This window comes from Nocardia sputorum (assembly GCF_027924405.1).
Lineage (GTDB): Bacteria > Actinomycetota > Actinomycetes > Mycobacteriales > Mycobacteriaceae > Nocardia > Nocardia sputorum.
In genome coordinates, this window is the sequence record NZ_AP026978.1 from 2,079,777 (window position 1) to 2,092,388 (window position 12,612).

A 12,612-nucleotide genomic window follows, 5' to 3' on the forward strand; every position below is an offset into this window, starting at 1 on the left:
GCCGACCACGAGGGAATCCGTTGTTGCACTTGCGCATGATCAGCCCGCCGGAGAGCACCGATGAGGTGCTCGCGGTACTCGCCGCCGATCCCGGGGTCACGCACGTGACCCTGGCGCGCGGTGCCGCGCTGGAGCCCGAGGGCGACCTCGTGCAGGCGGATGTGGCTCGCGAGGCCGCCAACGACGTGCTCGCGGACCTGACCGCGCTGGGCATCTGCCGGTCCGGCGGCATGACGCTCACCCCGGTCGAAACGGTTCTGTCGGACGCGGGCGAGCGGGCGGTGCACGAGGCGCCCGGCGATCCCAGCGACGCGATCGTGTGGCAGGAACTCCTCGCGCAGACGCACGAGGAGTCGAGCCTCAACGCGACGTTTCTCGCGTTCCTGACCATCGCCTGCCTGCTCGCCGCCGTGGGCGTCGCGACCGATTCGCCGGTGACGATCGTCGGCGCGATGGTCGTCGGCCCGGAGTTCGGCCCCCTGGCTGCCTTCGCGGTGGCGTTGTCGCGCAGGGACTTCCGGCTCGCCGGCCGCTCGGTGGTCGCGCTCGCGGTCGGTTTTCCGGTGGCGATGGTGGTCACGCTGCTGGCGACGCTGGTCTGGGAGCAGCTCGGCTGGATCAGCATCGACGGGGTGGGCGGTATCTCGGAGGTCGACTTCATCTACCAGGTCGGACCGTTCTCCCTGGTCGTCGCGCTGCTGGCCGGTGCGGCGGGCATGTTGGCGCTGGTAACCGCGAAATCGGCCGCGCTGGTCGGTGTGTTCATCTCGGTGACGACCGTGCCCGCGGCCGGATTCGCCGTCGTCGCGGCGACTCTGGGGGAGTGGCGGGTGGCGTTTCTGTCCGCGGGGCAACTGGCGGTGAACATGGCCGGCATCGTGGCGGCCGGGGTCATCGTGCTCGCGCTGCGGCCTCGCACGGGCAGCGAGGCCGGTCCGGTGGGACGGTTCAAGCGCTGGATCGCCAGGCGCTCACCGATCGGGAAATGAAGCGCAGCTCACAGTGCGGCGACCGTGCCGCCGGTGAGCGTGCGGTAGGCGTAGGTCACCGCGATGACCGCGACCGGGCCCGCGATCAGCAGGCCGAGACCGCACAGCATCAGGCCCAGGAAGGTGACCACCAGCACCGCCAGTGCGAGCAGCAGAACCTGCCAGGCATTGGCGACCACCAGCGTGAAGCTGGACTTCAGCGCCTCGAACGGACCTTGGTCCTGGTCGACGACGAAATGCAGTGAGAACATGCACAGCCACCCGGCGATCAGTCCGGGAAGCAAGCAGATCGCCGAGCCGAGGAAGGTCAGCGTGAACGCCAGCAGTGCGGTGAGCAGCACATTGCCCGCGTTCACGAACCGGAAGTAAGCGCCGAAAGGCGGTGGTGTGCCATCGGTTTCGAACAGTGCTCCGCGCACCATCGCCGCTTGCAGCAGCCATATCCCGGCCATGACCGCCAGGAAGACGAGCAGCAGCGGCAGCATCGTCGTGGGATCGGTGAGCTGGACGACGAGCAGGGAAACCAGGTATATGACCAGTCCCAGCGAGGTCACCCCGACCCACGGGCCGGGATTGGCCCGGAACTTCGCCCAGCCGTAGCTGAGCGCCTGACCCACGTCCAATGTGGTCGGACCCGTCGGAACCTGCTGGTAGCCGTAGACCGGCTCCTGCGCGGGCGCGGGGCCGGACGGCGCCCAGCCCGGTCCGGTGCCCGGCGGGCCGTAGCTCGGGTGCGCCGGGCCCGCGGGCGGGGGCGGCTGCGGCGGTTCGCTGCCGTAGTGCGCCGCGCCGGGACCCTCGAACTGCGGGTATGCTGACGAACCGGCCATCTCGGGGCGGACCTGTCCGGTCCCGGGGGCCGGAGCTTGCGGATTCGGGTTCTGGAACTGCCCCGGCCGCTCCGCATGACGTTCGTCGTCGTGCGGGGAGGACGCGCCGCCGGCTGATTGTCTGGGTGCGGGAGGCGGAGTCTCGGTCATGCGTGGACCTTTCCACTCAACTGGTTTGCGGTGTGGCGCACGGCAGTTGACGATGAGACAACCCGACGGCCGCATCGGTGTCAAGCGACCGGCGGCGGCCCAGCGGCCGTGCCGCAGACACGCCGAGCGACGCGGAAAGGTTGTGTAACCGCTCGCTAGAAGTGACCCGATGCGAGTACTTTGAGAGGCGATGACCGCACTATTGGCCGAACGCGCCGCCGAAGTCGTGTCCGCAGCGCAACAGTTGCTCACAAAGCGAATGGGTGCTCCGGTAAAGCTGAGCGATCCGATCGAACTCAGCGGTAGTGGTAGGACGACGGTCCTACGTGTGCGGGTTGCGGAGAACGCTTTCTCGTTACCGCGAACCCTGATCGTCAAGCAGGTCCGTGGCGCCGCCCAGGATCGCCGGACCGGCGGTCTGGCCCCCGGGGTGGCGAGCATAGATTCCGCGTTCCTCCGCGAGGCGGTCTCCTATCAGTTCACCACCGCGCTGAGCCGGGAACAGCGCCCGGGCGCGTACCTGATCGCGCACAGCCTTCCCGACCGGCTGCTGATTCTCAGCGACCTCGGGGACAACTCGCTGCTCACCGCCGTGCTCCAGTCCGGCGCCGAGCCCGCCACCCGCAACGCCCTGATGGCGTTCGCCCAGGCGCTGGGCCGGATGCATGCCGCCACCGTCGGGCGCGAGGCGGACTTCGTCGCGTTGCTGCGCCGAGTCGACGTGGTGCACCGGGTGGACGGCATCGCCCAGCAGGCCGAGTCGGCGATCGCCGAGGTGCCCGGGCTGCTCCAGCGTGAACTGGGCATCGAGGTGCCCGGCGAGATCGCCGAGCGGATCGTGCGCGGAAATCGGCTGTACTCCGCGGGGCGCTTCCGGGCGTTCAGCCCGTCGGACCTGTGCCCGGACAATGTGATCTTGAACGAGGAGGGCGCCCGCTTCCTCGACTACGAGTGGGGTGGATTCCGCGACGCCACCCTGGACATCGCCTACGCGCTGGTGTCCTTCCCGGGCTGCCTGTGCGACCTCGAGCTCTCGCGTGAGCGCGCCAGGCAGATGGTGGAGGCGTGGCGCGCCGAGGTCGTGGGTGTGTGGCCTGCGCTGGCCGACGACGACCAGCTGGCCGAACGTATCCTGGAAGCCCGGCTGATCTGGGTCTGGTTGTCCACTTACTGGTTCCTGCCCGCCGACCACACGCGCATCGCGGCCGCCAGGGAACACGGACTGTCGGTGCCGCGCTCGGCGGCGCTGATCAACCGCTGGGCCGCCCTCGCCGAGGACGCGCGGTGCACCGGGGACGACATCGTGGGTGATTTCGCCGAGGACGTGTCGGCGCGGCTGGAAGAGCGCTGGTCGGAGTAGGCCTCCCGTCGGGGGAACCGGGCGCAGGCCGTGCCGGACCCAACCGGCGTGAATGTCGGCGTCGGCCCCTCGCCAGGGGCACGAGCACGGGGAAGAGGGAGTGCCGGGTGGGTCACCTACTGCTCGTATTGCTCGCGCTCGTTCTCGTCGCCGCTCCGCTCGGCGTCGGGATCATGCGAAGGACCAGAAGCCCTGGCCGGATCGGCGGCGATGCGACGACGCGTGCCCGCGCGGCGGGGGCGCAGCTCAGCAAGGACGCTCGCGCGCACCGGTGGCGCTACCGGCCGTACGGCAAGTCGAACAACGACAGCGGCGGCGGCGCGGGGTGCGCGGGCGGCGGGTGCGCGGGCGGCGAGTGATCCGCTGCGCTGTCAGCCGAGCGGGGCCTGCCGCGGCTCGATCCGGCCCCCGGAGCGGACAGCGAACGACGCGCCGTGCCGTACACCCGAATCGGGGTCGGCAACGTCGAGCACGTAATACCAGTCCATCTGCGCTTGGTCGGCGGTGATCTCCAGGACGCCGTAGCCGTGCGCGTCCAACTCCACATAGCGCAGATGCCGGTTGACCGTCTTGATCGATTCCGCGATGGGCGCGGAGTTCGCCCGGAGCATGTCGCCGATGCTGGTCGAGGTCACCGACGGCACGACGAACTCGGCGCCCGCCGTCGCGCCGCCCGGGTAGTTCGCCGCGTCCAGAGGCAGATCCGCGACCCACGAGGAGTGGATATCTCCCGTCAGGAACAGCACGTCGGAGACCTGCTGGTCGACGATGGCGCGGAACAGGCGGGTGCGGTCGGCGGTGTAGCCGTCCCACTGGTCGCCGTTCAGCGAGAGGCCGGATTGCGGGACGCCGACGGTGCTGGTGATCGCCGCGGTGGTGGCCGGTTCCAGCGGCGGGAAGACCAGCGGGGCGATCATGACCGAGTTGCCGACCAGCTTCCACCGCACCGGCGCGGACGCCAAGCCCGCAGTCAGCCATTCCATCTGTGCCTTACCGGTGATGGTGCGTGCCGGGTCGTCCGCCGCGCGCCAGTCCGCCCCCGGCTTCGCCTCCTGGTCGCGGTAGCTGCGCAGATCCAGCATGGCGAGTTCGGCCAGGGTGCCGAAGCGCAGCCTGCGGTAGATCCGCGCATCGGCCCCGGAACCGGACGCACGGACCGGCATCCATTCCAGATAGGCCCGTGCGGAGGCGGCGCGCCGGTCCGTCCAGTCGCCCTCCGTCGCCGGATCGTGGTTGTGCGCGCCGCCGGACCAGGAGTTGTCCGCGGATTCGTGGTCGTCCCAGGTGCAGATGAACGGCAACATGGCGTGCAGGCCGAGTAGATCCGCGTCGGTCTTGTACTGCGCGTGCCGGATGCGGTAGTCGGCCAGGCTGACGATCTCGTTGGCCGGTTCGTGCGGACGCACGGTGCCGTTGCGGCCGCCGTACTTGCCGCGGCCGTATTCGTAGATGTAATCGCCCAGGTGCACGATCGCGTCCAGGTCGGTGCGGGCGGCCAGGTGACGGTAGGCCCCGAAGTAGCCCGCCTCCCAGTTCGAGCACGAGACCACGCCGAATCGGAGGCGGTCGGGCGCGTCCTGCGTGGCGGGGGCGGTCTTGGTGCGCCCGACAGGGGAGGTCTGGCCGAGGGCGCTGAAGCGGTAGAAATACTGCACACCGGCCGCGAGGCCGGAGACGTCGACCTTGACGGTGTGATCGGAGTCCGCCGCGGCCGTCACCGCGCCGGAAGCGGCGATCGAGGCGAACCGTTCGTCCGCGGCGATCTCCCACCGCACGGTGGCCGGGTCGCCCAGCCCCGACCCGGGCGCCGCCTCGTCGGAGACGGTGACACGGGTCCAGAGGATCACGCCGTCGGGGAGTGGGTCGCCCGAGGCGACGCCGTGCCGGAAAACCGGTGTCGCGGCGGCCGCGCGGCCTGGGGCCGACACCGCGGTGGCGGTGGCGGCGGCCGCGGTGCCCTTCAGGAGGGTGCGCCGAGCGAGGCGGGCGGTGGTCGAGGGATCTGAAACGAACGCGTTTTCAGTCACGGGTACCGATCACATCCGAAGGATCCGCGACACGCAACTCGGCTCGATTCCGCACAGGTCAGGACGGGGCCGTTGCGGCGGAAAGCGTGCGGGGGAACGGCATGTCGCGCTGTCGGTGCGGATCGGTAACGTTCGTGTCGTGAGCGATGGTTTGTTCGATGTGCCCGGTGCCGCGGTGCCCGCGGAGCATTCGATCGACGCCGTGGTGCGCCGGGACTCGGGTGCGCCGCTGGCGGTGCGCATGCGTCCGGCCGGCCTGGAGGAAGTGGTCGGCCAGCAGCACCTGCTCGGTCCCGGCTCGCCGCTGCGCAGGCTGATCGAGGGTTCGGGCGCCGCCTCGGTGCTGCTCTACGGTCCGCCCGGTACCGGTAAGACCACCCTCGCCTCGCTCATCTCGCAGGCCACCGGTCGCCGGTTCGAAGCGCTGTCGGCGCTGTCGGCGGGTGTCAAGGAGGTGCGCGCGGTCATCGACATGGCGCGGCGCAGGCTGTCGGCGGGTGAGCAGACCGTGCTGTTCATCGACGAGGTGCACCGTTTCTCCAAGACCCAGCAGGATGCCCTGCTGGCCGCGGTGGAGAACCGTATCGTCCTGCTCGTCGGCGCGACCACGGAGAACCCGTCGTTCTCGGTGGTGTCGCCGTTGTTGTCGCGCTCGCTGGTGCTGCAACTGCGGTCGTTGACCGAGACCGACATCCGCCGCGTGCTCGAGCGGGCGATCGACGATCCGCGTGGTCTCGGCGGCGAGTACACCGTCACCGAAGCCGCGCTCGAGCACATCGTCCGGATCGCGGGCGGCGACGCTCGCCGTGCCCTGACGGCGCTGGAAGCGTCGGCGGAATCCTCGCTCGACGGCACCGTCGACGTGGACCTGGTCGAGGCCAGCGTGGACAAGGCCGCCGTCCGCTACGACCGCGCGGGCGACCAGCACTACGACGTGATCAGCGCGTTCATCAAGTCCATCCGCGGCTCGGATGTCGACGCCGCGCTGCACTACCTCGCGCGCATGCTCAGCGCGGGTGAGGACCCCCGCTTCATCGCCCGCAGGCTGATGATCCACGCGAGCGAGGACATCGGGATGGCCGACCCGATGGCGTTGCAGACGGCGACCGCCGCCGCGCAGGTGGTGCAGCTGGTCGGGCTGCCCGAAGGCCGCCTCGCGCTCGCCCAGGCCACGATCCATCTGGCGACCGCCCCGAAGTCCGGTGCGGTCGTCGCCGCGATCGGAGCGGCGATGGCCGATGTCGCCGCGGGTAAGGCGGGTCCGGTTCCGCCGCACCTGCGCGACGGCCACTACCCGGGCGCGGCGGCACTCGGCCACGCTCAGGGTTACCGGTACCCGCACGACGACAAAGACGGCGTCCTCGCGCAGCAGTATCCCCCCGACGAATTGGTCGGCGTCGACTACTACCAGCCCACCGATCACGGACACGAACGGGAGATCGGCCCCAGGGTCGACAAGCTGCGCCGCATCGTCCGAGGCTGACCCCACCCCACCGGGTCGCCGGGACGCACCGGGGCCCCTGGTCGATGAATATTCGCGTGCGCGGCACCGGTAGGCTGGGTATTCGTGCAGACCCACGAGATTCGACGGCGTTTCCTGGACCATTTCCTCCGTGCCGGCCATACCGAGGTGCCGAGTGCCTCGCTGATCCTGGCCGACCCGAACCTGCTGTTCGTCAACGCAGGCATGGTCCAGTTCAAGCCGTACTTCCTGGGTCAGGAGGCGCCGCCGTACCCGCGGGCGACCAGCGTGCAGAAATGCGTGCGCACCGGCGACATCGAAGAGGTCGGCGTCACCACGCGGCACAACACGTTCTTTCAGATGGCCGGGAATTTCTCCTTCGGCGACTACTTCAAGGAAGGGGCGATCGGCCTCGCCTGGGAGCTGATCTCCAAGCCGCAGGACGAGGGCGGTTACGGGTTCGACCCCGAGCGGATCTGGGTGACCGTGTACCAGGACGACCCCGAGGCCGCCGAGATCTGGAAGCGGGTCGCGGGCATCCCCGAGGAGCGCATCCAGTTCCGCGACGGCAAGGACAACTACTGGGACATGGGTGTGCCCGGCCCCGGTGGCCCCTGCTCGGAGATCTACTACGACCGCGGCCCCGAGTACGGCCGCGACGGCGGGCCGGTCGCCGACGAGGACCGTTACCTCGAGATCTGGAATCTCGTGTTCATGCAGGATGTTCGCGGTGAGCTGAGCCCGAAGCAGGGGCATCCGCCGGTCGGGTCGCTCCCGAAGAAGAACATCGACACCGGTATGGGCGTCGAGCGGATCGCGTTGCTGCTGCAGGGCGTGGACAACGTCTACGAGACCGACCTGCTGCGGCCGATCATCGACAAGGCCGAGGAGCTGACCGGTCGTTCCTACGGCGTCCAGCACGAGGACGACGTGCGCTTCCGCGTGATCGCCGACCACGCCCGCACCGCCGCCATGCTGATCGCCGACGGCGTGAACCCGGGCAACGACGGCCGCGGGTACGTGCTGCGGCGCCTGCTGCGCCGCATCGTGCGCTCGGCTCGCCTGCTCGGCGCCGAGAAGCCGGTGATGAGCGAGTTCATGAAAGTCGTCAGCGACCTGATGGCCCCCTCCTACCCCGAGCTGGCGACCGATTTCCGCCGCATCGAGACCGTGGCGGTCGGTGAGGAGACGGCGTTCCTGAAGACGCTGAACACCGGCTCCACCCTGTTCGACAACACCGCCGCCGCGGTCAAGGCCGGGGGCGGCACCACGATCGCCGGGTCGGACGCGTTCACCCTGCACGACACCTACGGCTTCCCCATCGATCTGACCCTGGAGATGGCCGCCGAGGCCGGGCTGTCGGTCGACGAGGAGGGCTTCCGCTCGCTGATGGCCGAGCAGCGTAAGCGCGCCAAGGAGGACGCGCAGGCGCGCAAGCACGCCCATGCCGACCTGACGATCTACAAGGAGCTGGTCGACCGCGGCGCCACCGAGTTCACCGGCTTCGACGAGCTCACCTCCGAGGCCACCGTGCTCGCGCTGATCGCCGACGGCGTGCGGGTGCCGACCGCGACGGTGGGCCAGGACGTCGAGGTCATCCTGGATCGCAGTCCGCTCTACGCGGAGTCCGGCGGCCAGATCGCCGACCGCGGTTCCATCACCGCCTCCTCGGGACTGAAGCTGCGCGTGAACGACGTGCAGAAGATCGCCAAGAAGCTCTGGGTGCACAAGACCACGGTGGAGCACGGCCAGATCACCGAAGGCGACATCGTGCTCGCCCAGGCGGACCCGGCGTGGCGGCGCGGCGCCACCCAGGGCCATTCCGGCACGCACATGGTGCACGCCGCCCTGCGGCAGGTGCTGGGCCCGAACGCCGTGCAGGCCGGTTCGCTGAACAAGCCGGGCTACCTGCGCTTCGACTTCAACTGGCAGGGCCAGTTGTCCGAGCAGCAGAAGGCCGATATCGAAGCGGTGTCCAACGACGCGGTCGGCGCCGACTTCCCGGTGAACACCTTCGTCACGGATCTGCCGAAGGCCAAGCAGATGGGCGCCCTGGCCCTGTTCGGCGAGAACTACGGCAACGAGGTCCGCGTGGTGGAGATCGGCGGCCCGTTCTCGATGGAGCTGTGCGGTGGCACGCACGTGCAGCATTCCTCGCAGATCGGCCCGATCACGGTGCTCGGCGAGTCGTCCGTCGGCTCGGGCGTGCGGCGCGTGGAGGCGTTCGTCGGCCTGGACTCCTACAAGTACCTGGCCAAGGAGCGTGCGCTGCTGGCCGGTGTGGCCTCCGCGCTGAAGGTGCCCTCCGAAGAGGTGCCCGGTCGCGTCGAGCAGCTGGTGGAGCGGCTGAAGGTGGCCGAGAAAGAGCTCGAGCGCACCAAGATGGCGGCAGTGCTGTCCTCGGCGGGGAAATTCGTCGAGGAGGCCGAGCGGATCGGCCGCCTGCTGCTGGTCGCGGTGGCTGCGCCGGAAGGCGTCCAAGCGGGCGATCTGCGTACCCTCGCCACCGACATCCGCGGCCGGTTCGGCAGTGAGCCCGCCGTGGTGGTGCTGCTCGGCAATGCCGACGGCAAGGTGCCTTTCGTGGTGGCGGTGAACAAGCCCGCCCAGGAGCTCGGCGTCAAGGCGGGCGATCTGGTCGGCAGCTTCGGCCCCAGCATCGCGGGCCGTGGCGGCGGCAAGCCGGAGATGGCCCAGGGCGCGGGTTCGGACCCGTCCGGCATTCCGGCGGGCCTGGCCGCGGTCCGCGCGCGGGTGGCCGAACTGGCCGGGTGATGGGCGATCCCGCGGAATCCGACAGGCCGGCGCAGCGCGGCGCCGACCGGCCGCACCCCGCCACCGATCCCGGCCGGGGCAGGCGCATCGGAGTAGACGTCGGCAGTGTCCGGATCGGGGTCGCCGCGAGCGACCCCGATGGCGTTCTCGCCACCCCGGTGGAAACCGTGCCGCGTGCGAAACAGTCGCGACGCTCGGCTCCCGCACCCGATATCGAAAGAATTGCCGAAATTGTGCGGGAGTACGAGGCAGTCGAGGTAATCGTCGGATTGCCGCGAACATTACGCGGGGAGAAGGGCACTGCGGCTACGCTGGCCAGCGCATTCGCTGAGCGATTGCGGGCTGCCGTCGCGCCGGTACCGGTCCGGCTTTCCGACGAACGTTTGACTACGGTGTCAGCTGCACGTGCATTGCGGGACAGTGGAGTTCGCGCGCGTGGCCAGCGGCAGGTGATCGATCAGGCGGCGGCCGTGTCGATCCTGCAAGGATGGTTGGACGAACGGAGTGCGGTGTTGAGGTCGGTGGAAGCGGGACGTCCTGCGTCGTCCGGGGACGATGCATGACGGATCGGTGGGCGCGGGCCGAGGAACTGTTCCGACAGCGCGAAGCTGATCGGCGTTATCGGAGAGACGACCGAGCCTGGGGCGAGTACGACGGCGACGAGTACGACCGGTACGACGACTACGACGACGACACGACCGTCATCCCTCGCTACGTCGACGACGAGGAGGAGGAGCCGCCCGCGCCGCCGCCACCGGCCTCGCGCCGCGGTGGACAGCGCGCGAGGACCACGCAAGCGGAGGCGCCGCGCCGCTCGAAGCGTGAGCAGTCCAAGCGCGCCCAACCCGAGCGTTCCGGCCGATCGCAGCGCGGCAAGCGATCCCGGGTCGCCTCGCGCAAAGCCGCCGAGCGCAAGAAGCGCCGCCGGAACCTATGGTTCGTCGCCGGGGTCTTCGTTCTGCTCTTCACCGGCGCTCTGGTCTTCGCGGGGATGAAACTGATCGGCGGCCTGGCCCCGCCGAAGGACTACGCGGGGCCGGGCGGGCCGCTAGTGGTGGTCCAGGTGCACCCGGGCGACACCTCGCAGCAGATCGCCTCGACGATGGTCGACCGCGGGGTCGTCGCGAGCACGGGCGCCTTCTTCCAGGCGGCCGTGCGCAACTCGAACATGAGCACGGTGCAGCCGGGCTTCTACGCGATCCCCAGCCAGAGCCCCGCCGCCGAGGCGGTGTCGGCGCTGGTGAGTAAATCGTCGCGGGTCGGCAACCTGGTCGTCTCCGAGGGACGGCTACTGCACGACCAACACGACATGAGCACCGGCGGGCGCTATGACGGCATCTACCGCAAGATCGCGGAGGCCAGTTGCATCGGCACCGGCGCCAACCAGAAGTGCGTGACCTACGAACAGCTCGATGCCGCGGGCGCGAGCCTGGACCTGGCCGCGCTCGGGGTGCCCGCGTGGGCGACGCAGGGTGTCAAGGACTGTCCTGACCGGACGAGGCAATTGGAAGGCCTTATCGCGGCGGGGACTTGGGATTTCGATCCGAGCGGTACGCCGGAGCAGATTCTGCGGCAATTGGTGACCGCGAGCGCGCAGAGCTATGAGTCCACCGGACTGCTGCAATCCGGCGCCGACACGAAACTGACGCCGTATCAAACGCTCATCGCCGCCTCGCTGGTGGAACGCGAGGCGAAACCTCAGGACATGGGCAAGGTGGCGCGGGTGATCGTGAACCGGCTGCGGGCCGATCAGATGCTGCAGTTCGACTCGACGGTGAACTACACCCTGGATCGCACCGAGGTGGCGACCACCGACGCCGACCGCGCCCAGGAGACCGCCTGGAACACCTACGCGATGCGCGGCCTGCCCAAGACCCCGATCGCCGCGCCGTCGCTGAACGCGTTGCGTGCCATGGAGAACCCGGAGGCGGGGCCGTGGCTGTACTTCGTCACGGTCGACAAGCAGGGGACCACTCTGTTCACCGACGACTATCAGGAGCATCTGCGCCTGATCGCGCGGGCGCAGCGCAGCGGCATCCTCGACAGTTCCAAGGACAGCGGTGGCCGATAGTCGCAAAGCGGCGGTGCTCGGCAAGCCGATCGCGCATTCGCGATCGCCGCAATTGCACCTGGCCGCGTATCGCGCGCTCGGGCTGAATTGGAGCTACGAGCGGATCGAATGCTCGGCCGAGCAACTGCCCGGATTGGTCGACGGGCTCGGACCGGAATGGGTGGGGCTCTCGGTGACCATGCCCGGCAAGGAAGCGGCACTGGCCTACGCGGACGAGCGCACCGACCGGGCCGTGCTGGTCGGGTCGGCCAACACCCTGGTTCGCACCGACGCGGGCTGGCTGGCCGACTGCACCGACGTGGACGGTGTGCTCGGCGCGCTGCGTGGCGGTGGTGTCACCGACGTGACCGAGGGCGTGGTGCTCGGTGCGGGCGGCACCGCGCGGCCCGCGCTGCTGGCGTTGTCGGAGCTGGGCGCGAAGTCGGTGACCGTGGTCGCGCGCGACGCCGGACGTGCGCGCGGCGCACTGGAACTGGCCGAGCGGCTGGGGATGGTCGCTTCGCTGGCCGGGTTCGATGCCGGGACGCTGCGCGCGATCTGTGCCGCGGCGGGCGCCGTGGTGAGCACGATCCCCGCGCCCGCGGCCGCCGTCGTCGCGCCCGCGGTGGCCGAGGCCCCGGTGGTGCTCGACGCGATCTATAACCCTTGGCCGACCCCGCTGGCCGAGGCGGTGGCGCGGGCCGGGCACACGGTGGTGAGTGGTCTGCAGATGCTGCTGAACCAGGCATACGGGCAGGTCGAGCTGTTCACCGGGCAGCGGGCACCGCGTGCGGAGATGGCGGCCGCGCTGGCCGAGAGGCAAGCCGGAAACTGATCCCGGTGCGGGCCCGCGGCGGCCGCGCTCTTTCACTGCCGAGGCCGCCGTATTAGGCTGTCGTGCAGGGTATTTCAGTGGGAGGGGAAACATCGTGTTCATTCGAATCGGGGTCGCCGCCGCGATGGCCATCG

General features: G+C 69.7%; 10 protein-coding genes. 8 read left to right on the top strand and 2 right to left on the bottom strand.

The genetic code is table 11. The annotated features are described in order from the left end of the window. The first annotated feature begins 20 nt into the window (after positions 1 to 20). On the top strand, positions 21 to 989 hold the full coding sequence (locus QMG86_RS09620; protein WP_281878978.1) for a DUF389 domain-containing protein: 969 nt from the start codon (positions 21 to 23) through the stop codon (positions 987 to 989). 8 nt (positions 990 to 997) lie between these two features. On the opposite strand, the gene QMG86_RS09625 is transcribed toward QMG86_RS09620, so the two are convergent. Beyond that, positions 998 to 1,969 carry a DUF2189 domain-containing protein gene (locus QMG86_RS09625; RefSeq protein ID WP_281878979.1) on the bottom strand — a complete coding sequence of 324 codons (972 nt, stop codon included), beginning with the start codon at positions 1,967 to 1,969 and terminating at the stop codon, positions 998 to 1,000. Between the two features lie 190 nt (positions 1,970 to 2,159). On the opposite strand from QMG86_RS09625, the gene QMG86_RS09630 reads away from it, so the two are divergent. Both QMG86_RS09630 and QMG86_RS09635 read left to right on the top strand, forming a co-directional pair. Further along, positions 2,160 to 3,329, top strand: coding sequence for a phosphotransferase family protein (locus QMG86_RS09630; RefSeq protein ID WP_281878980.1), 1,170 nt, complete (start codon positions 2,160 to 2,162; stop codon positions 3,327 to 3,329). A gap of 107 nt (positions 3,330 to 3,436) precedes the next feature. After that, entirely contained in the window at positions 3,437 to 3,688 is a 252-nt protein-coding gene (locus QMG86_RS09635) for a hypothetical protein (RefSeq protein WP_281878981.1), read from the top strand. Between the two features lie 12 nt (positions 3,689 to 3,700). On the opposite strand, the gene QMG86_RS09640 is transcribed toward QMG86_RS09635, so the two are convergent. Beyond that, a complete protein-coding gene (locus QMG86_RS09640; RefSeq protein WP_281878982.1) occupies positions 3,701 to 5,356 on the bottom strand; it encodes an alkaline phosphatase D family protein in 1,656 nt (551 codons plus the stop codon). Between the two features lie 139 nt (positions 5,357 to 5,495). On the opposite strand from QMG86_RS09640, the gene QMG86_RS09645 reads away from it, so the two are divergent. The 5 genes from QMG86_RS09645 (at position 5,496) to QMG86_RS09665 (ending at position 12,478) form a co-directional block, all read left to right on the top strand. Beyond that, on the top strand, positions 5,496 to 6,839 hold the full coding sequence (locus tag QMG86_RS09645; protein ID WP_434085566.1) for a replication-associated recombination protein A: 1,344 nt from the start codon (positions 5,496 to 5,498) through the stop codon (positions 6,837 to 6,839). Positions 6,840 to 6,923: 84 nt separating this feature from the next. Next, positions 6,924 to 9,593: an alanine--tRNA ligase gene (gene alaS, locus QMG86_RS09650; RefSeq protein WP_281878983.1), complete on the top strand. Its 2,670-nt coding sequence runs from the start codon at positions 6,924 to 6,926 to the stop codon at positions 9,591 to 9,593. Beyond that, complete coding sequence (gene ruvX / locus QMG86_RS09655; protein ID WP_281878985.1) at positions 9,593 to 10,156, top strand: Holliday junction resolvase RuvX; 564 nt, start codon at positions 9,593 to 9,595, stop codon at positions 10,154 to 10,156. Before alaS ends, ruvX begins: the two co-directional genes overlap by 1 nt. Further along, on the top strand, positions 10,153 to 11,664 hold the full coding sequence (gene mltG / locus QMG86_RS09660) for an endolytic transglycosylase MltG (protein WP_281878986.1): 1,512 nt from the start codon (positions 10,153 to 10,155) through the stop codon (positions 11,662 to 11,664). Before ruvX ends, mltG begins: the two co-directional genes overlap by 4 nt. Further along, entirely contained in the window at positions 11,654 to 12,478 is an 825-nt protein-coding gene (locus tag QMG86_RS09665) for a shikimate dehydrogenase (protein ID WP_281878988.1), read from the top strand. Before mltG ends, QMG86_RS09665 begins: the two co-directional genes overlap by 11 nt. The last annotated feature ends 134 nt before the right edge of the window (positions 12,479 to 12,612 follow it).